This window comes from Cellulosimicrobium sp. NPDC055967, assembly GCF_042269845.1.
In the GTDB taxonomy this organism is placed as follows: Bacteria; Actinomycetota; Actinomycetes; order Actinomycetales; family Cellulomonadaceae; genus Cellulosimicrobium.
Genome location: NZ_JBHJYJ010000001.1, coordinates 180,192 through 202,599, shown reverse-complemented (window position 1 = coordinate 202,599; position 22,408 = coordinate 180,192). Strand labels below are relative to the sequence as shown.

The following is a 22,408-nucleotide window of genomic DNA, read 5'->3' as shown; positions in this document are numbered from 1 at the left end:
GGCGACGCCGCCCGCGCGCGACCCTGAGGAGCAACGATGCACCCCCGACCGACCGACGGCGTCCGCCGTCGACCCGGCGGCGCGGCCCGGCTGGCTGCCGTGGCGGCAGCCGCCGCGCTCGCCCTGACCACCTGGGCGCCGTCCGCCGTCGCGGCCGACGCCCTGCCCGACCCTGTCCTCGACCTCGCGTTCGACGGCGACGTCGCCGACGCGAGCCCCCTCGCCCACCCGGTGACGCTGAAGGGCCACGCCGGCTCCGCGCCCACCGGCTACTCCTACGTCGATGGCGTAGACGGCGCGGGGCAGGCCCTGCGACTGAGCGGGAGCACGTACCTCGACCTCGGGTCGTCGACCGCGCTGCAGCCCGAGGACCTGACGCTCTCGTTCTGGGTGGAGCCCAATGGGAAGCTCTCGGGCGAGCACGTGATCACGTGGAACAAGCGGGCCTACAACTCCGACGGCTGGTACCTGTCGTCCGAGTCGGACACGGTGCCGCTCGCGCTGTCGGTCGGGCCGGCGTCGGGCCAGCCGTACAAGGTCCGCGTCGCAAGCTCCGACCGTGCGGCGTTCTTCCCGGCGGACGAGTGGACGCACGTCGTCGTCACGTACGACCACGTGACGAAGGACGTGGCGTTCTACCGCAACGGCGAGAAGGTCCCGTCCACGGTCGCCAACGCCGTCGGCGGCGACGCGACGGGCGTGCTCGGCTCCGACCCGGCCCTGCCCAAGACGATCGGGTTCAACGGACCCCAGTACAACGGCGCCTACCTCCGGGCCGCGCTCGACGACTACCGCCTGTACGACGCCGTCGCGGACCTGGGCGACGTCGTCGGGCTCTACGAGGAGAGCGGGCGCACGGTCGACCGCGACGCGATCGCCCAGGACGACGCCGACGCGCTGTCGCTGCCCGAGCGCGCGACCGTCGCGCTCGTGCTGCCGACGACGGGCTCGCGCGGCTCGACCGTGACGTGGCGGTCGTCGCACCCGGAGATCGTCGGGACCGACGGGACCGTGGTCCGGCCGACGATCGGGGAGGACGACGCGCACGTCACGCTCACCGCGACCGTGCGCTACCTGGACGGCGAGCCCGTGACGCGCGACCTGGAGGTCGTCGTGCCCGCGCTCGTCGACGAGACGCCGCTCGAGGACACCGCGCTGCCGTCCGTGCTGCTCTCCGACGACTTCCTCCAGAACGCCGCGGCGAAGGAGCACGAGTACCTGCTGAGCCTCGACTCCGAGACGTTCCTCTACGAGTTCTACAAGGTCGGCGGGCTCACCCCGACCACCGCCGCCGGGTACGGCGGCTGGGAGCGCAGCAACGCCGTGAACTTCCGCGGCCACGCGTTCGGGCACTACCTCTCGGCGCTCGCGATGTCGTGGTCCTCGACCCGGGACCAGGCGACCAAGGACGCGCTGTTCACCGAGATCGAGGAGGGCGTGGGCGGGCTCGCGCGCGTGCAGGACGCGTACGCCGCCGCCCACCCCGGCTCGGCCGGGTACGTCTCCGCGTTCCGCGAGTCGATCCTCGACCAGGTGCAGGGCACCGGGACGTCGGACGAGAACGTCATCGTGCCCTGGTACAACCTGCACAAGGTGCTCGCCGGGCTGCTCGACGTCGCCGAGTACGTCGACGGCCCCGTCGGGGACCAGGCGCTCGCCGTCGCGACCGAGTTCGGCCTCTACGTGCAGGGGCGCGTCGCGAAGCTCCCGAACACCGACGTCATGCTCCGCACCGAGTACGGCGGCATGAACGAGGCGCTGTACGAGCTGTTCGACCTCACCGGCGACGTCCGGATCAAGGAGGCCGCCGAGGCGTTCGACGAGGTGACGTTCTTCCGCCAGCTCGCCGCGGGCCAGGACGTGCTGCCCGGCAAGCACGCGAACACGCAGATCCCCAAGCTGCTCGGGGCGCTCAAGCGCTACCGCGTCTTCACGCAGAACCCCGACTACTACGACCTGCTCACGCCCGCCGAGAAGGACGAGCTGCCGATGTACCTCGCGGCGGCGGAGAACTTCTTCGACATCGTCGTGCGCGACCACACCTACGTCACCGGCGCCAACAGCCAGGCCGAGCACTTCCACGCGCCCGGCTCGCTGCACGAGCGCGCCGACGAGCAGGGCACCGCGCGCAACGCCGAGACGGCCGAGACGTGCAACGAGTACAACATGCTCAAGCTCGCGCGCGAGCTCTTCAAGCTCAGCAAGGACGTCCGGTACGCGGACTACTACGAGAACGCGTTCATCAACACGATCCTCGCGTCGCAGAACCCGGAGACGGGGACGACGACGTACTTCAACCCCATGGCGTCGGGCTACCACCGCGTGTACAACCTGCCGTTCACCGAGTTCTGGTGCTGCACCGGCACGGGCATGGAGAACTTCTCCAAGCTCGGCGACTCGATCTACTTCACCGGCCAGGGCTCGGTGTGGGTCAACCTGTTCTTCTCCTCGACCGTCGAGCACGCGGAGCAGAACCTGCGGCTCACGCAGGAGGCGAACCTGCCGAACGAGGACACGGTGACCTTCCGGGTCGACGCGCTCGACGGCGGCGCGGTCGCCGACGGCGCGACGCTGCGGTTGCGCGTGCCGTCGTGGATCGCGGGCGACCCGGCCCTCGAGGTGAACGGCGCCGCCGTCGAGCCGGTCGTGTCCCGCGGGTACGTCGTGCTGCCCGTCGCCGCGGGCGACGTGGTCCGGTACACGATGCCCATGGCGGCGTCCGTCGTCGACACCCCGGACAACCCGTACTTCGTCGCGTTCCGGTACGGGCCGGTCGTCCTCTCCGCGACCCTCGGCGAGGTCCCCGAGCCCGCGTGGCAGGGCACGGGCATCCTCGTCCGCTCCTCCACGCGCGACGCCGACGCCCAGACGACGATCACGGCGGCGAGCATGGGCGCCGACGAGTGGAAGGAGCGGATCGCGGAGAACCTCGTCCGCGTCGAGGACGACGCCGAGGGCCGGGTCCAGCTCCGGCTGCGGAACACCGCCGACGGCGGTGACCTCGTGTTCACGCCCCACCACACCAACTGGGACGTGACGTACGGGCTCTACCTCAACCTCGACGAGCCGGACTCCGCGGCGTCGCAGGAGCGCATCCTGCGCGCCAAGCAGGAGCTGCGCGACGCCGACCGCACCGTCGACAGCCTGACGAGCTTCGACAACAACAACTTCGAGAACGCGAAGAACCTCAAGCAGAGCGGGTCGTCGGTCGGGACGTTCTCCGGCCGTCAGTTCCGCCATGCGAACGGCACGGGCTGGTTCAGCTACGACCTGATGATCGACCCGGCCTCGGCGTCGAACCACCTGGGCGTCACGCTGTACTCGGGCGACCAGGGTCGCGTCTTCGACGTGTACGTGAACGACGAGAAGCTGAAGACGATCACCACGGTCGCGAACGCCCCGACCAAGGACGAGCAGGGGTTCTACGTCGACACGACGGCGCTCCCGGCGAAGTACCTCGAGATCGGCGAGGGCACGCGCTGGAAGGTCGACAGCGCGGGGGAGTACGTCCTCGACGAGGACGGCGAGCGCATCCCCGTGGTCACCGTGCGCTTCCAGGCGACGGGCGGCTGGGCCGGAGGCGTGTTCGGCGTCCGGGTCGACCGCGCGGCGTCCTACGACGCGACGCCCGGGCTCGCGGCGCTCGCGTTCGACACCGGGTCGCTCGTCCCCGCGTTCGACCCGGCGACGACCGACTACACGCTCACCGTGCCCGCGGGCACGACGAGCGTCGTGCTGGACGCCGACCCGCACGTGCCGAGCGGACTGGTCCGTGTCGACGGCGTGCTGATCGACGACACGCAGGGTCGCGTCGTGCCGCTCCCCGCGGACGGGAGCACCCGGACCGTGGAGGTCGTCGGCGTCGCGCAGGACCACGAGACGGCGACGACCTACCGCGTCGAGATCGTGCCGGGGGCGACGGCCGTCGTGCCGCTCGACGTCGAGGTCTCCCCGCGCTGCCTCGCGGGGAAGGTCTACGTCGCCGTGCGGGCGACCAACACGGGCGACGCGCCGGTGGACGTGACGCTGGCGACGCCGTACGGGGAGAGGTCGTTCGCCGACGTCGCCCCGGGCACGAACGCGTACCAGTCGTTCGCCGCACGCTCGGTGTCGGTCCCCGCCGGCACCGTGACCGTCACGGGCTCCGCGGTGCTCGACGGCCCCGATGGCCCGCGCGAGGTCACCACGGCGTACGACGTCCCTCTCGGCGCCCGCGCCTGCGGGTGACGCCCGTCCCGCCGACGGAGCGACGCAGTCCGCCGGGGAGGTCCGGGGCCACGGCCCCCGCGACCACCCCGGCGGACCGTGGCCCGCGCCGGGCGGGCCCGAGAGCGATATCGGTATCGATACCGCTCTCCGCACGATCGACCATGACCTCGACGAGGAGGAGAGAGAGATGAGCAGGCAGGTGAGGGCGGCCGTCGCGGCGGCGCTGGCGGGAGTGCTCGCGCTCGGCGCGAGCACGACGTCCGCGGCGGTGGCGGACGAGTCGAGCGAGGGACCGGGAGGAACGAGCACGATCACCGGGCTGACGACCACCGACCACGGCGACGGGACGTACGGTGTCCCGCTGCTGGGCAGCGACGTCCCCGACATCTCGGTGGCGCGCGTCCCCGCGGCCGAGAGCGACGAGGGTCGCGACGTCTACTACATGATCAGCACCACGATGCACCTCGCGCCAGGCGCGCCGATCATGAAGTCGTTCGACCTCGTGAACTGGGAGATCGTCGGGTACGTCTACGACCGGCTCGGCGTGGGCGACGTCTCCTCGCTGCGCAACGGGCAGAACGGCTACGGCAACGGTCAGTGGGCGTCGTCGTTGCGCTACCACGACGGCACGTTCTACGTGGTGTTCAACACCAACGACCTGGGCGGGTCCTACCTCTTCCGCACGGACGACGTCGAGCACGGCGCGTGGGAGCGCACCCCGCTCGGACGGGGGTTCCACGACCCGTCGCTCTTCTTCGACGAGGCTGACGGCGGGACGCCCTACATCTTCTACGGCTCGGGGGCGACGAGCGCCGTCCGGCTGAACGACGACCTCACCGCGATCGAGCAGGACTTCCCGAACATCTTCCGCGCCGAGGACTACGCCGCCGAGCCGTTCGTCGGCGGCCTGTTCGAGGGCGCCCAGGTGCACTACATCGACGGCGAGTACTACGTCGCGATCATCACGTGGCCCAGCGGCCAGAACCGGCAGGAGGTGCTGTTCCGCTCGCCGCACCTGCTGGGCCGCTACGAGACCGCCGACGGGTCGAACCCGTACGTGGCGCGCAGCGCGCTGAACTCCGACGGCTTCGCCCAGGGCGGGCTCGTCGAGGTGCCCGACGGCGCGGGCGGCTACGAGTGGTGGGGCATGTTCTTCCGCGACACCTACCCGCTCGGACGCATCCCCGCGCTCATCCCCGCGACGTGGGAGGACGGCTGGCCCACGTTCGGCGACGACGGCGTGGTCCGCGTCGGCGACACGTTCGCCAAGCCGATCGTGCTGGACCCGGCGACGGAGCGGCGGGAGCGGCTGAAGAGCATCGTCGCCTCCGACGACTTCGCGAACGACGCCGAGCACCGCGCGTTCAGCGACACCGTCTGGGAGGTCCCCGACGCGCCCACGTACGACGAGTCCCTGCTCGGCGTCGAGCTCGTCGCCAACCCCGGGTTCGAGGACGCCGGGACCGCGCCCTGGGCAGCGCAGTTCGGGGCGACGCTGTCGCGCGAGACGAGCGGCGCCGCGTCGGGCACGGGCGCGCTGCGCGTCGCGGACCGGACGCTCAACGGCTCGGGCCCGAACCAGCAGCTCGGCGGGAAGATCCAGGCGGGCGTGACCTACGAGGTCTCGGCCCGGGTCCGCTACGCCACGGGGCCCTCGACGGTCCGCTTCAACCTGGTCGGCGACTGGGGTGCGGGCGTGAAGACCCTGGCCTGGGCGGAGGCGACCCCCGGCGAGTGGGCCACGGTCAGCGGCACCTACACGGTGCCGACCGGCACGGACGTGAGCACGTTCAAGCTCGCGGTCGAGACGCCGTGGGCGAACCCGCAGCCGCCGTCGTCGAGCGTCGAGTACCTGCTCGACGACGTGTCCGTCGTCGGCCGTGCGCCGGACGTCGAGACGCCCACGCTCGAGGAGGTGTCGTACAACGGCTCCGACCTCGACCTCGCGTGGCAGTGGAACCACGCGCCGGACAACCGGTACTGGTCGCTCACCGAGCGCGAGGGCTGGCTGCGCCTGACCAACGGGCACGTCGTGACCGGCGAGGCGGAGTACACCAAGGCGCCCGGGCGCGACCTCACGTATCTCGAGGAGGCGCGCAACACCCTCGGGCAGCGCACGTTCGGCCCGACGTCGTCGGCCCAGACGAGGCTCGACGTCTCCGGCATGCTCGACGGCGACGTCGCCGGGCTCGCCGTCTACGGGCGCAGCTTCGCGTACGCGGGGATCCAGCAGGTCGACGGCGAGCGCACGCTCGGTCTCGTCACCCGGCTCCAGCCGTTCGCCGACACGATCGACCGCGAGGCGGTCGAGTCGTTCGTCCCCGGGTCGCAGGTCCCGCTGGGCGAGCACGCGGACGTGCACCTCAAGGCGGACGCGGACTTCGCCTCGCCGGACGGCCAGCTCTGGGTGCAGTACTCCTACAGCCTCGACGGGCGTACCTGGCAGCCGCTCGGTGCGCGCCAGGGGCCGCTCGTCATGGACTGGAGCCTGTCCCACTTCATGGGGTACCGGTTCGGCCTCTTCTCCTACGCCAAGGAGCAGACCGGCGGGCACGTGGACTTCGACCACTTCCTCCTGAGCGACGTGCTCGACACCGACGGCGGCGCCGACCGGACGGCGCTCGACGCCGTCGTCGCCGAGGCCGAGGGGCTCGACCCGGCGGACTACACGGCCGAGTCGTGGTCCGCCGTCGCGAAGGAGCTGGCGGCGGCGCGGGCCACGACTGCGCCGTCGACGCAGAACGAGGCCGACGCACCCGCGCGGGCGCTCGCGCTCGCCGTCGCGTCGCTCGTGCGGGCCGACGTCGCCGAGGTCGTGTTCACGGCCGAGGCGAGCGTGCGCGCGCTGGCCGGGAAGGACTACGTCGCCGTGCGCGTGACGAACGACGAGGACGTGCCGGTGGACGTCGTCGTCACCACGCCGTACGGCAGCCGGTCGTTCGCCGACGTCGAGCCGGGCCGCCACGCGTACCAGGCGTTCGCGAGCCGCCTCGCGAACGCCCCGGCGGGCGAGGTGACGGTCTCGGTCACCCGCTCGACCGACGGGTCCACCGCGACCCGCACGGTCGCGTACGGCAGCTGACCCTGCCGCTGATCCGCAGGCGGGCCGCCCGGGCGGCCCGCCGGTGCCGGACGAGAGGAGGGCGCAGGACGACGGCGCGACCCCGCCGTCGGCACGACCGTCCGCGCGAGGCGCGCGGACACCCACGCAAGACACATCGATCGAGGAGGATCCATGGACACGCACCACCGCAGACGACGTCGCCTGCGCGGCGCCGTCGCCGGGGCCGCGCTCGCGACGCTGCTCTCGGCGTCGCTCGCCGCGCTCCCGTCGTACGCCGCGGACGAGGAGCTGGTCGTCAACGGCGGCTTCGAGGACGGCACGACCGGCTGGTTCGTCAACAACGGCAACGCGACCGACAAGGCCGTGCTGTCGACCACCGACCAGGCGTTCGCGGGCGAGGCCGCGGCCCTGACCACCGAGCGCGCGACGACCGGCTCCGGTCCGATGCAGGACCTCAGCGGCAAGGTCCGCGCGGGCGAGACGTACGAGCTCACGGCGAAGATCCGGTACGACGCCGCCGCGGCCCCGGCCACCAAGCAGTTCTTCGCCACGATGCACTACGGCGGGGGGACGTACACGAACCTGGTGAGCGTCACCGCGACCAAGGGCCAGTGGGCGACGTTCGACGGCCGGTTCACGATCCCGGCCGACCAGAACGTCAGCACGGCGCGGCTGTTCTTCGAGACGCCGTGGACGAGCAACCCGTCCGCCGACCCGGCGACGCACCTCATGGACTTCGTGCTCGACGACGTCTCCGTCGTCGGCGCGGCCCCGCCCGGGCCACCCTCGAAGACCATCGAGGTGCTCGGCAAGCTGCCCGGCGAGCACAACCCGCTCATCTCCCACAAGTTCGGGGCCGACGGGTTCGGGTTCGTCGAGGACGGGCGCGTGTACATGTACATGACGAACGACACCCAGGGCTACGCGCCCGACCCGGTGACGGGCGTCTCGCCGCAGATCAACTACGGCAGCATCAACCAGATCACGCTCATCTCGTCCGAGGACCTCGTGAACTGGACGGACCACGGCGAGATCCAGGTCGCGGGGCCGCAGGGCGTCGCGCCCTTCACGAACAACTCGTGGGCGCCGGGCATGGCGAAGAAGACGGTCGACGGCGTCGACAAGTACTTCCTCTACTACGCCAACGGCGGCGGGTCGTCGAACGTCATCACGGGCGCCTCGCCGCTCGGGCCGTGGACGAGCGAGCGCGACAGCACGCTCATCGACGGGCGCACCCCGGGCGCCGAGGCCGTGGCCTGGAAGTTCGACCCGGCCCCGCTCGTCACCGACGACGGCGCGTACCTCTACTTCGGCGGCGGCCCGGCGTCGACGTCGATGCCCGCGGCGGAGCGGTTCAACAACCCGAAGAACATCCGCGTCATCGAGCTCGGCGACGACATGGTCACGACGCAGGGCACCGCGGCCGTCGTGGACGCGCCCGTGGCGTTCGAGGCGGCGCAGGTCTTCGAGCGCGACGGGAAGTACTACCTGTCGTACTCGTCGCACTTCGGCGGGAACGACTTCGGCGGCAACCAGGCCACGCTCCCGGGGTACCCGGGCGGCGGGCAGATCGGCTACATGATCTCCGACGACCCGATGTCGTTCCCCAAGGAGACGTACGCCGGCGTGATGTTCCCGAACCAGTCGCAGTTCTTCGGCGCGGGCACGGGCGGCAACAACCACCAGTCGGTGTTCGAGCTGGACGGCAAGTACTACTTCACGTACCACGCGCCCACGCTCAACAAGCGCATCAACGGGAGCACCACGCAGGGCTACCGCAGCCCGCACATCCAGGAGCTGACGTTCAACGCGGACGGCACGGTCCAGCAGGTCGTCGGGGACTACGCGGGCGTGGACCAGGTCAAGGACCTCGACCCGTTCCAGGTGCTCGAGGCCGAGACGTTCGCGTGGCAGCAGGGCCTCGCCACCGCGAAGGTCGACGGCGGCTCGGCGCAGTTCGGGGACGGGGCGCCGAACCTCGTCGTCCGCGACGTCGACGCCGGCGACTGGTCGGCGCTGTCGTCGGTCGACCTCGGCGACGGCGCCGCGAGCGTCACGGCGCGCGTCAAGCCGCTCGTCGAGGGCGCCACCGTCGAGGTGCGCCTCGACGACCGCGAGGGCGCCGTCGTCGGCACGCTCGACCTCGACACCCCCGTCGGCGAGTGGGCGGACGTGACTGCCGCCCTGGACGGCGTGAGCGGCGTCCACGACGTGTACTTCACGTTCGCCGGCCCCGCGGGCGTCGACCTCGTCGAGGTGGACACGTGGGAGTTCGCGGCCGACGCCGCCGGCCCGGCCGTCGAGCTCGACGTGACCGCGTCCGCACGCTGCCTCGCGGGCAAGGCCTACGTGGCGGTGCGTGCGACGAACCCGGGCGACGTCCCGGTCGACGTCACGCTCGCGACGCCGTTCGGGACGCGCGTCGTGAGCGACGTCGCGCCGGGTGCGAGCGCGTACCAGTCGTTCGCGGCCCGGTCCACGTCGCTCGCGGCCGGGGTCGCGTCCGTCACGGGCGCGGCCGTGCTCGACGGCGCCGACGTGAGCACGCCGTACGAGGTCGCGTTCGACGCGCTCGCCTGCGGGGGCTGAGGGCGGACGGGCGCACGTCGCGCCCGGACGTCCCGTGAGCGGGTCGGCGTCGCGGACGCCGGCCCGCTCTGCCGCTGGATGCCCCTCTGTGCGTCGAGTGATGCGCTTCCGATCGAGTGATGCACGTCTGCGCGCATCGCTCGGTCGGAAGCGCATCGTCGGTCGGGCAGACCCGCACGGGTGTCCAGGTGCCGGGACGTGCCGGCCCGGGCACCGCGGAAACTCGATAACGGTTTCGGCGGGGTGGGTCGCCTTCGACTCTCGCTATGTTTGCGCGCACATGTTAGCGTTCACACGCGCGTCCGACGGCGGACGTGCGACCGGCGCTGCCGCCGGGCACGACGACGAGGAGTCACCGATGACCTCACGCCACGAACCACCCCCGACGCCCGCGGAGCCCCGCGCCCGACGCCGACGCCGCTCGCTCGCCGCGCTGCTCGGGCTCGCGCTGGTGGCACCGCTCGCGCCCGTGGGCGCGGCGGCCGCCGGCCCGATGCCCGCGGCACCCGCGCCGGTCCCGGCTGCGGCCGAGCCGAGCGCGGAGGGGCTCCGGCTCTGGCTCCCGCTCGACGAGACCGCGGGCACCGTCGCGCACGACGCCTCCGGCAACGGCCTGGACGGGACCCTCACCGGCTCCGGCGGCGGCTGGCAGCCCGGCCAGGGCCTGACGTTCGGCGGGTCCAACCACGTCGACCTGCCCGACGACCTCCTGGCCGGCTACGACGCCGTGACGGTGAGCGCGGACGTGTGGGTCGACGCGTCGCTGACCGGCAACTACTTCTTCTACACCCTCGGCAACCCCGCGGTCGGCACCCCGCAGTCCGGGGACGGGTACCTGTTCTCGACGGGCAACGCGAACTACCGTGCGTCGATCTCCGACCTCGCGTGGGGTCGCGAGCAGAACACCGCCAAGGCCCCCGCCGCCGCGCTGCAGCGCGGCGTCTGGAAGACGATCACGTACACGCTCGGCGGCGGCACCGCGCGGCTGTACGAGGACGGCGCGCAGGTCGGGCAGAACACGGCCGTGACCATCACGCCCGGCGCGATCGGCGGCGGCACGACGACCGCGAACGCGCTCGGGAAGTCGGCCTACGCCGCCGACAACCTCTTCAAGGGCCGCATGAAGGACTTCCGGCTCTACGACCGCGCGCTGACCGCGCAGGAGGTCGCCGACGTCGCGGCGGCTTCGGCACAGGACGCCGTCGCGGCCGACGCCGCCGCGCTCGACCTCGGCGACACGACCGCCGTCGTCACCGACCTCGCGCTCCCCGCGAAGGGCGTCGGCGGCTCGGCGGTCACCTGGGCCAGCTCGGACGACGCCGTCGTCTCCGCGAGCGGTGCGGTCACGCGCCCCGCGGGCGACGAGCCCGCGACCGCGACGCTCACCGCGACGGTGGCGCTGCGCGGCGCGACCGAGACGCGGACGTTCGACGTCACGGTCCTGCCGGGCGACGGCGACCAGGCCAAGGCCGACGCCGCGGCCGCGGCGCTCGAGGTGACGAACCTCGACGACGTGCGCGGCAACCTCACCCTGCCCACCACGGGGCTGCACGGCGCGAGCGTGACGTGGGAGGCGTCGTCGGGCGCGATCACCCCGACGGGCGAGGTGACGCGCCCGGCGCACGGCGAGGACGCCGAGACCGTGACCCTCACCGCGACGGTGACGGTCGGCACGGCCACCGCCACGCGCGAGCTCGCGGCGCACGTGCCGCCGCTGCCCGAGCAGGAGGACCTCGCGGGCTACCTGTTCTCCTACTTCGTGGGCGAGGGCACCGCCACGGGCGAGCAGGTCTACTTCGGGCTCAGCCAGGGCAACGACCCGCTGAGGTACCAGAACCTCAACGACAACCAGCCCGTCCTCACGTCGGAGCTGGGGGAGAAGGGCCTGCGGGACCCGTTCATCATCCGCTCGCCCGAGGGCGACAAGTTCTACCAGATCGCGACCGACCTCAAGATCTACGGCAACGGGAACTGGGACGCGTCCCAGCGCACCGGCTCGAAGTCGATCATGGTGTGGGAGTCCACGGACCTCGTGACCTGGACCGACCAGCGCCTCGTGCAGGTCTCGCCCGATACCGCGGGCAACACGTGGGCGCCGGAGGCGTACTACGACGAGACCATCGGCGCGTACGTCGTGTTCTGGGCCTCGAAGCTCTACGCGGAGGACGACCCGGGCCACACCGGCAACACCTACAACCGGATGATGTACGCCACGACGCGCGACTTCGTGACGTTCACCGAGGCGCAGGTGTGGGTCGACCCGGGCTACTCGGTCATCGACTCGACCGTGACGCGGCACGACGGCCAGTACTACCGCTTCACCAAGGACGAGCGGAACAACACGTCGTCCACGCCGTGCTCCAAGTTCATCCTCGGCGAGAAGTCGGCCGAGCTGCGCTCGACGGACTACGAGTTCATCACCGACTGCATCGGCAAGGCGAACTCGCTCGGCGGCGGGATCAACCAGGGCGAGGGCCCGACGATCTTCAAGTCGAACACCGAGGAGAAGTGGTACCTCTTCATCGACGAGTTCGGCGGCCGCGGCTACGTGCCGTTCGAGTCGACCTCGCTCGACGCGGCCGAGTGGACCATGTCCACCGACTACCAGATGCCGTCGCGCCCGCGCCACGGCACCGTGCTCCCCGTGACGCAGGCCGAGTACGACCGCCTGCTGAAGACCTACCAGCCCGACGCGTTCGTCGAGTCCGTCGAGGACGTCGCCGTGACCGTCCAGACGGGATCCGCCCCGGTGCTGCCCGCGACCGTCACCGCGACGTACGCCGACGGGTCGACCGGCCCGGCCGACGTCACGTGGGACGCGGTCGACCCGGCGTCCTACGCGCAGGCGGGGTCGTTCGAGGTCGCCGGCACGCTCGGCGGCGGCGTGAGCGTCCGCGCCCGCGCGGTCGTCACCGTGACCGACGACGTCGTCCCCGTCGAGGGCCTGAGCGTCACCCCGGAGTCGCTCGAGGTGGGCGTCGGCGGCACGCGGCAGCTCACCGCGACCGTCACGCCCGCCAACGCGACGGCGCGCGCGATCACGTGGGCGTCGGACGACGCCGACGTCGCCACGGTCTCGGCCGACGGCGTCGTCACGGGCGTCGGCGAGGGCCACGCGCTGGTCACGGCGACGACGGCCGACGGGTCGCACACCGCGTACGTCGCGGTCGAGGTGACCACGGAGATCCCGGGGCTCGTCGTGCGGTACGCGCTCGACGAGACGAGGGGCACGTCGGCGGCGAACACCGCGCCGGGGTCGTCGTTCGGCCCCGCGACGCTGACGAACGGAGCGGCGTTCTCCGGCACCGGCGAGGGCGTCCGGCTCGACGGGACGGACGACTACGTCGACCTGCCCGACCACCTGCTCGCCGGGCTGACCGACGTCACGGTCGCGCTCGACGTCAAGGTCGCCACCGACCAGGCCACGCCGTACTTCATCTACGGCCTGGGCAACACGAGCGGCACGGCAGGGAACGGGTACCTGTTCACCACCGGCAACGCGTACCGCACGTCGATCGCGACGGGGAACTGGACCACCGAGCAGACCGTCACCAAGAACGCGAACCTCCAGCGCGGGGTGTGGAAGCACCTCACGTACACGCTGTCCGGCACGACGGCCGTGCTCTACGAGGACGGCGTCGAGGTGGGCCGCCAGACCGGCGTCACGATCGACCCGAAGGACATCGGGAACGGCTCGACGCTCGCCAACTACATCGGCCGCTCGCTGTACTCGGGCGACCGCTATCTCAAGGGCTCGGTGCGGGACTTCCGGATCTACGACCGCGCGCTCACGGCGGACGAGGTCTACCAGGTCGGCGCGGACCACACGGCGGTCACCGGGGCGGAGCTCGACACGCTCAAGGCGCCGGCGATCGTCGACGGCGCGAGTTCGACCGTCACCCTGCCCGTCGTGCCGGGCACGGACGTCGCGGCGCTCGCGCCGGTGCTCACGGTCTCGCCGCGCGCGACGGTCACGCCCGCGAACGGCTCGGTGCAGGACTTCACGCAGCCTGTGGCGTACACCGTCACCGGGCCCGACGGGTCGTCGCGCACGTGGACCGTGCAGGCCAAGGAGATGGGCAGCCCCGTGCTCCCCGGGACGTACGCCGACCCGAACATCGCGCAGTTCGGCGACACGTTCTACCTCTACGCGACCACGGACGGCACGCCGGGCTGGGGCGGCAAGGACTTCTACGTCTGGACGTCCACCGACCTCGTCACGTGGGAGCGCTCGGAGCAGCCGTTCCTCACGCTCGACGGCGCGAACGGGAACGTCCCGTGGGCGACCGGCAACGCGTGGGCGCCCACGATCATCGAGCGGGACGGGAAGTACTGGTTCTACTTCTCCGGCCACAACCCGACGTACGACCGCAAGACGATCGGCGTCGCCGTGGCCGACAGCCCCGAAGGACCGTTCACCGCGCAGCCGACGGCGATGATCACGAACGGCGAGGCGGTCACGTCCGGACAGGCCATCGACCCGGCCGCGTTCCGCGACCCGGAGACCGGGAAGTACTGGCTCCTGTGGGGCAACGGCGGGCCGTCGAACGGCCCGGTCATGGCGGAGCTGAACGACGACATGACGTCGATCGAGCCGGACACGCTGCGGCGCATCCCCGGCCTGACCGACTTCCGCGAGGGCCTGTTCCTCAACTACCGCGACGGCGTCTACCACCTCACGTACTCGATCGACGACACGGGCTCGGAGAACTACCGCGTCGGCTACGCGACCGCGGACAGCATCGACGGACCGTGGACCTACCGCGGCGTGATCCTCGAGAAGGACCCGTCCCAGGGCATCCTCGGGACCGGGCACAGCTCGATCCTCAACGTCGAGGGCACGGACGACTGGTACATCGCGTACCACCGCTTCGCGATCCCCGGCGGCGACGGGACGAACCGCGAGACGACGATCGACCGGCTCACGTTCGGCGAGGACGGCCTCATCCAGAAGGTCGTGCCGACGCTCGAGAGCGTGGACCCGGTCGACGTCTCGCCCGCCCCGGTGGTCGAGCTGACCGTCGAGGCCACCCCGCGGTGCCTCGCGGGCAAGGTCTACGTCGCGGTGCGGGCGACGAACGCGGGCGACGTGCCCGCCGACGTCACGCTCACGACCCCGTACGGCACGAAGACGTTCGCGGGCGTGGCCCCGGGGGCGAACGCGTACCAGTCGTTCGCGTCCCGCGCGACGTCGGTCGAGGCCGGCACGGTGACCGTCACCGGCACGGCGACGCTCGACGGCACCCCGGCCACGACGACGTACGACGTCGCGTACGCCGCGCACACCTGCGGCTGACGACCCCGCCGAGGTAGAGCCGCACGTCGCGAGGTAGAGCTCTCGGAGCTCTACCTCGCGACCGCGGGCTCTACCTCGCGGCACGACCTGCATCTCGACGAGGAGAGGACGACATGATTTCCGCACACCGAGGACGCTCGGCGCTCGCCGCCGGGCTGGTGGGGGCGCTCGCCGTCTCCACGCTCGCCACCGCGGTCGCCGCACCGGCGGCCGCAGACGTCGGCGGGCCCACCGACGACGGGCTCGTCGCCTGGTACCCGCTCGACGCCGCGAGCACGACCGGCGGCACGACGGCGAACCTCGCCGAGGGCTCGGCGTTCGGCCCGGCCACGGTGGTGGGCGGCACGACGACGGCCGACGGCACGACGCTCGACGGGACCGACGACTACGTCGACCTGCCCGACCACCTGCTCGCGGGCCTCACGGACGCCACCGTGAGCCTCGACGTGCTCGTGAGCCAGGACCAGGGCACGCCGTACTTCGTCTACGGGCTCGGCAACACGAGCGGGTCGAACGGCAACGGCTACCTGTTCACGACCGGCAACGCCTACCGGACCTCGATCGCCACCGGGAGCTGGACCACCGAGCAGACGGTGACCAAGGGTTCCAACCTGCAGCGCGGCGTCTGGAAGACCCTCACGTACACGCTCACCGGCACGACCGCGACGCTCTACGAGGACGGCGTGCAGGTCAAGCAGGCCACGAACGTCACGACCGACCCCGGCCAGATCGGGGGCGGGCAGACGACCGCGAACTACGTGGGCCGCTCGCTCTACTCCGGCGACCGGTACCTCAAGGGCCAGGTCCGCGACTTCCGCCTCTACGACCGCGCGCTCACGGCGGCCGAGGCGGGCGAGCTCGCGGCGGAGACCTCGACGGCGGCCGCCGACGCCGACCTCGCCGCGCTCGACCTCGGCGACACGAGCGCCGTCACCGCGGACCTCGTGCTGCCCACGACGGGCGCGCAGGGCTCGCTCGTCACGTGGACGTCGTCGGACGCGGGCGTCGTCAGCGCCACGGGCAAGGTCACCCGGCCCGCCGCCGGCGAGGACGACGCGACCGTGACGCTCACCGCCCTCGTCACGCGCGGCGCCGTCGCGCGCACCGCCCAGTTCGAGGTCACCGTCCTCGCGCACCTCGCGCCGGCCGAGGCCGTCGCGTGGGACGCGAGCCACGTCGTCGTGCCGCACCTCGACGACGTGCGCGGCAACCTCACGCTGCCCGCCGAGGGCGCGAACGGCTCGATTCTCACCTGGGCAAGCTCCGACCCCGCGACCGTCTCGGCCACGGGCGAGGTGACGCGGCCCGCCCACGGCGAGCCGGCCGCCGTCGTGCGGCTCACCGCGACCGCCACCAAGGAGGGCGCGACGGCGACGCACACCTACGACGCCACGGTCCGTCCGCTGCCCGACGAGGCCGACTACGAGGGCTACTTCTTCCCCTACTTCGAGGGCGAGAGCACCGCGGACGGCGAGTCGGTCTACTTCAGCGCGAGCAACGGGAACGACCCGCTGGACTGGGTCGAGCTGAACGACGGCGAGCCGGTGCTCACGTCGACGCTCGGCGAGAAGGGCCTGCGCGACCCGTTCATCATCCGCTCGCCCGAGGGCGACCGGTTCTTCCTCCTCGCGACCGACCTGCGCATCTACGGCGGCAACAACTTCGGCAACGCGCAGGAGCGCGGGTCGCGCGCCCTGATGATCTGGGAGTCGACCGACCTGGTGCACTGGTCCGACCAGCGCATGGTCACGGTGTCGAGCGCCTACGCGGGCAACACCTGGGCGCCCGAGGCGTTCTGGGACGCGCAGCGCGGCGAGTACATCGTCTACTGGGCCTCGGCGCTCTACCCGACGACGTCGACCGACGGCCGCCGCATCGCCGACTCCTACCAGCGCATGATGTACGCCACGACGCGCGACTTCGTGACGTTCTCCGAGCCGCAGGTGTGGATCGACGAGAAGCGCGGCAACGGCCTCGGGATGATCGACTCGTCGATCGTCGAGCACGACGGCACGTACTACCGGTTCACCAAGGACGAGGCGTACATGATCCCGCGCCTCGAGAGGTCGACCGACCTGCGCTCGACCGACTGGGACCTGGTCGCGGAGAAGATCGGCTACGGCCAGCCCAACCCGTGGGGCGGCACGCTCACCGCGGGCGAGGGGCCGACCGTGTTCAAGTCGAACACCGAGGAGAAGTGGTACCTCTTCGTCGACCAGCCGAGCTACCACGGCGGCCAGGGGTACCTGCCGCTCGAGTCGACCGACCTCGACTCGGGCGTGTGGACGTCGGTCGACGCGCACCTGCCGAGCAGCCCGCGCCACGGCACGGTGCTGCCGATCACGGCCGCCGAGCACGCCGCGCTGCTCGCTGCCTACGGCGAGCAGCCCCCGGCGCCCGAGCTCGACCTCGCGGTCGAGGCGACGTCGCGCTGCCTCGCCGGCAAGGCGTACGTCGCGGTCCGCGCGACCAACGGCGAGGACGTCCCCGTCACCGTGACGCTCGCGACGCCGTACGGCGAGAAGACCGTCGCCGACGTCGCGCCGGGCAAGAACGCGTACCAGTCGTTCGCGGCGCGCGCGACGACGGTCCCGGCCGGGACCGTCACGGTGACCGGCGTCGCGACCCTCGACGGGGAGGAGGTGACGACCACGCGCGAGGCGCAGGTCGACGCGCTCGACTGCGCCTGACACCCGCGAGGTCGCACCGCGCCGAGGCAGAGGCGAGGTACCGCGAGGGAGAGGCGTGGTCACGACCACGCCTCTCCCTCGACGGACCAGAGCTCTCCCTCGGCGACGCGGCGGCCGGGCGGAACCAGCACGAGCGTCGGACGCGGGGCTTCCCTCCTTGCCGCCGACGACGCTTCCACCACTCGACGACGAGTGAGAAGGAGCGACAGCTCATGCACGTGCACGACTCCAGCTATTCGCGGCGGGCCGTCCTGCGGCTCGGGGCGCTGGCCGCCGGGGCGACCGGCGCCGTCGCGCTCGCGGGCGGCGGCAGCGCGCTCGCCGCGCCGCCGGTCCCGGCACTGACGGTCCCGAGCGGACCGCCCGTCAGCCGGGCCTTCCTGCGGTCCCTCGACCGCTCGGTGACCCTCGACGGCTGGGCCGCCGAGCCGTTCCCGATGTCCGACGTGACGCTCGCCCCGAGCGTCGCGACGCGCTCGCAGGACCAGATCCTGCACCTCGCGCGCGAGTACCCCGTGGATCGCGTCCTCGCGGTGTTCCGGCGCAACGCCGGGCTCGACACGTTGGGCGCGTCCGCGCCCGGCGGCTGGGAGGGCTTCGGCCACGCCAACGAGCAGCCGTGGGGCCCGGACGACTACCCGGGCCGCGCGAACACCCAGACCGCCAACCTCCTGCGCGGGCACTACGGCGGGCACTTCCTGTCCATGGTGTCCCTCGCGTACGCGAGCACGGGCGAGACGGTGTTCCGCGACAAGGTGGACCAGATCGTCGAAGGGCTCGGCGAGGTCCAGACGGCGCTCGCGGCCATGGGGCGGTTCAGCCACCCCGGGTTCCTCGCCGCCTACGGCGAGTGGCAGTTCAGCCAGCTCGAGAAGTACGCGCCGTACGGCGAGATCTGGGCGCCGTACTACACGTGCCACAAGATCATGGCCGGTCTGCTCGAGGCCTACCGCCTCGCGGGCAACGACCAGGCGCTCGAGCTCGCGTCCTCGATGGCGGCGTGGGTGCACAGCCGCCTGTCGGTGCTGCCGCAGGCGCAGCTCGACCGGATGTGGGGCATCTACATCGCGGGCGAGTACGGCGGCATGAACGAGGTGCTGGCCGACATCGCGTCGATCACGGGCGACGACACGTACGTCGCGACGGCGAGGCTGTTCGACCTCAACACGCTCGTGGACGCGAGCGCCGCGGGCACGGACACGCTCAACGGCAAGCACGCGAACCAGCACATCCCGCAGTTCCCGGGGTACCTCAAGGTCTACGACCTCACGGGCGAGGAGCGATACCTCCGGGCCGTCGAGGGCTTCTGGGGCATGGTCGTGCCCGGGCGCACGTACGCGCACGGCGGTCACGGCGAGGGCGAGCTGTTCGGTCCGCCGAACACGGTCGCGGGCGACATCGGCGCGCGCAACGCGGAGACGTGCGGCACGTACAACATGCTCAAGCTCTCGCGGCTGCTGTACTTCCACTCGCTCGACCCGAAGTACATGGAGTTCTACGAGCGCGGGCTGCTCAACCACATCGTCGGCTCGAAGAAGAACACGCAGTCCACGACGAGCCCCGACGTCACGTACATGTACGGCGTCAACCCGGGCACGCGCCGCGAGTACGGCAACACGGGCACGTGCTGCGGCGGTACGGGGCTCGAGAACCACGTGAAGTACCGCGACTCGGTCTACTTCCGGTCCGTCGACGGCGAGGTGCTGTACGTCAACCTCTACCTCGCGTCCACCCTGACGTGGGAGGAGAAGGGCTTCGAGGTCGTCCAGGAGACGCAGTACCCGAAGGTCGGCGCGACCCGCCTCACGGTGAACGGCTCCGGGCAGCTCGACCTGCGCCTGCGCGTGCCCGGCTGGGTGCGCAAGGGCTTCACGGTGACGGTCAACGGCGTGGAGCAGGAGCTCGACGCCGTGCCGGGGACGTACGTGAGCGTGTCGCGCTCGTGGTCGCCCGGCGACGTCGTCGAGGTGTCGATGCCGCTGAGCATCCGCGCCGTGCCGACGATCGACAACCCCGCGATCCAGAGCATCGAGAACGGGCCGACGGTCCTGCTCGCGCGCAGCGCGTCGCGCGAGTACCTCAAGCTGTCGCTCTACGCCCACATGGGTCTGGACGGCACGCTCGAGGGCGCGTTCACGGACGTCGGGAACGGGTACTTCCGCCTCGGGGACCTCGCGTTCGAGCCGGCGTGGTCGGGCGACGACACGCAGTACCACATGTACGTCGAGCGCTCCGAGCCGCGCGTCGTCTTCGCGGGGCTCGACAGCGGCGTCGCCAACGCCGCGCGGCCCAACGGGACGACGTTCCTCGACGTCGTGTGGGGCGACGGCGGGTTCGCCGACCGCGCCGCCTTCCTCCAGAAGGTCCAGCGCACGGTCGAGCAGTTCACCGCGGACGGCCTCCTGAGCCGCCGCGACGGTCAGAAGGTCCTGGTCACGGCAGGGAAGGCGAGGCTGGCATGAGCGCGCGCACCAACTCATCGCGGGGCGCGGGCTCGACCGTGCTCATCCCGCTCGGGGAGCAGCCGGGGGCACCGCGGGCCCGACGGCGCGTGGTCGCCACCGCGACCGTCCTCGCCCTGGCCCTCACGGGCGCGGGCGTCGGGGCGTGGGCCACGACCTCGGGCACCGGGGACGAGGTCCTGGCGGCGGCCGACGAGGCGCCGTCGAACGTGGCGCTGCTCGGCACGCCCGAGGCGAGCTACACGGCGTCGTGGAACAAGGTCGCGGCCGTGAACGACGGCGCGGGCGTGAGCACCGGGGGAGCGCACGACGCGACCTGGGCGACGTGGAGCGGGGACCGGCCCGCGACGCAGTGGCTCGAGTACTCGTGGCCCGCACCGGTCACCGTGGACCGGTCCGTCGTCCGGTTCTGGTCCGACGGCACGGACGCGAACGGCGACAACGTGCGGGTCCCGGCGTCGTGGAAGCTCCAGTACTGGGACGCGGACGCCGGCGCGTTCGTCGACGTCCCGAACCCGAGCGGCTACCCGACCGAGCGACTCACGACCAACGAGACGACCTTCGACGCGGTGACGACGACGCGCCTGCGCGCGACGTTCGACGCGCTGCGGGGCGCCACGGCGACGACGTACTCGGGCGTCGGGGTGTCGGAGTGGGAGGTCTGGGGCACGGGCGGCGTCGAGGAGCCGGAGCCGGTCGACCCGAACGGGCCGATCGACTACTCGCCGGTCCACATCCCGACCGACCTCGGCGTCCTGCCCGACCTGCCAGCCGAGATCGACGCGATCTTCACCGACGGCCGTGTCGAGACGGTCCCCGTGGACTGGGAGGACGTGACGGCCGACGACGTCGCCGCCGCGGGGGCGTTCGAGGTCACCGGGACGTCGGCCGAGCTCGTCGAGCCGGTGAGCGGCACGGTGCACGTGCGCGACGGCGCGCCGGGGGACGTCACCGCGGTGGACAACGTGAGCGTCGTGACGCTCGCGGGCACCGCCCCGGCGCTCCCCGCGACCGTCACGGCCGAGTACGAGGACGCGTCCAAGGACAGCCGCATCCCGGTGACGTGGGACGCCGTGGACCCGGCCGACTACGCCGAGCCCGACGGGCTGTTCTTCGTCGGCGGGGACGTCGAGGGGACGGACGTGCGGGCCGAGGCCGTCGTGTTCGTCGTCGCGCCGGACACCGGCGAGGACACGACGCCGCCCACGGTGACCGTCACGGCCCAGCCGGGCGCGGCGACGTCGGGCTGGTACGTCCAGCACCCGACCGTCACGGTCGTGGCGTCCGACAACCGCGACCCGGCCCCGGCGGTCGAGGTCTCGGTCGACGGCGGCGTGTGGGCCCCCTACGACGGCCCGTTCGCGGTCGACGAGGACGGCGTGCGCACCGTGGACGTGCGCGCGACCGACGCGGCGGGCAACGTCGGCACGGGCTCGCGCGAGCTCCGCGTCGACACGGTCGCGCCGGTGACGGTCGCGACGCTGCGCGAGGTCGGCAGCAGCGTCGAGATCACGCTCGCGGCGACCGACACGGGCTCGGGCGTGGACAAGGTGCAGTGGGAGGGTCCCGGCACGTTCTGGGGCACGTACACCGAGCCGTTCACGCGCGCGCTCACCGACGAGCCGCAGGTGATCGAGTTCGCCGCGACAGACGCGGCGGGCAACGAGGAGACGCGCCAGCAGGTCGTGCTGCCCGCGCTGGGCAGCGAGCCGGGGCTGGACCTCGCGGTCGAGGTGGCGCCCCGGTGCCTCGCGGGCAAGGCGTACGTCGCCGTGCGCGTCACGAACGGCGAGGACGTCCCGGTGTCGGTGTCGCTCTCGACGCCGTACGGCGAGAAGGCGTTCGCGGACGTGGCGCCGGGCAAGAACGCCTACCAGTCGTTCGCGACGCGCGCGACGTCGGCCCCGGCCGGCACCGCGACCGTCACGGGGACCGCCACGGTCGACGGCTCCGACGGCCCCGAGGAGGTGACCGCCACGGTCGACGCGCCGTTCGACGCGCTCGACTGCGGCTGACCCGTCGCCCCACATCGCCGAGGGAGAGCCCTGGTCCCGCGAGGGAGAGCCCCGGTACCGCGAGGTAGAGGCGTGGTCGTGAC

Annotated in this window: 7 protein-coding genes; all 7 read left to right on the top strand. The window is 72.1% G+C overall.

Translation table 11 applies throughout. From position 1 onward, the window contains the following. Positions 1–36: 36 nt before the first annotated feature. The 7 genes from ACFC2L_RS00905 to ACFC2L_RS00875 all read left to right on the top strand — a co-directional run bounded on the left by ACFC2L_RS00905 (position 37) and on the right by ACFC2L_RS00875 (position 22,325). Entirely contained in the window at positions 37–4,227 is a 4,191-nt protein-coding gene (locus tag ACFC2L_RS00905; protein ID WP_375822360.1) for a beta-L-arabinofuranosidase domain-containing protein, read from the top strand. Between the two features lie 169 nt (positions 4,228–4,396). Beyond that, on the top strand, positions 4,397–7,291 hold the full coding sequence (locus ACFC2L_RS00900) for a family 43 glycosylhydrolase (protein WP_375822359.1): 2,895 nt from the start codon (positions 4,397–4,399) through the stop codon (positions 7,289–7,291). A gap of 153 nt (positions 7,292–7,444) precedes the next feature. Beyond that, entirely contained in the window at positions 7,445–9,862 is a 2,418-nt protein-coding gene (locus ACFC2L_RS00895; RefSeq protein WP_375822358.1) for a family 43 glycosylhydrolase, read from the top strand. Positions 9,863–10,220: 358 nt separating this feature from the next. Then, on the top strand, positions 10,221–15,158 hold the full coding sequence (locus ACFC2L_RS00890; RefSeq protein ID WP_375822357.1) for a family 43 glycosylhydrolase: 4,938 nt from the start codon (positions 10,221–10,223) through the stop codon (positions 15,156–15,158). Positions 15,159–15,271: 113 nt separating this feature from the next. Then, a complete protein-coding gene (locus tag ACFC2L_RS00885; RefSeq protein WP_375822356.1) occupies positions 15,272–17,848 on the top strand; it encodes an immunoglobulin-like domain-containing protein in 2,577 nt (858 codons plus the stop codon). 212 nt (positions 17,849–18,060) lie between these two features. Then, complete coding sequence (locus ACFC2L_RS00880) at positions 18,061–20,310, top strand: glycoside hydrolase family 127 protein (protein WP_375822355.1); 2,250 nt, start codon at positions 18,061–18,063, stop codon at positions 20,308–20,310. Further along, complete coding sequence (locus tag ACFC2L_RS00875) at positions 20,307–22,325, top strand: Ig-like domain-containing protein (protein WP_375822354.1); 2,019 nt, start codon at positions 20,307–20,309, stop codon at positions 22,323–22,325. The genes ACFC2L_RS00880 and ACFC2L_RS00875 overlap by 4 nt, the downstream gene beginning before the upstream one ends. Positions 22,326–22,408: the final 83 nt, after the last annotated feature.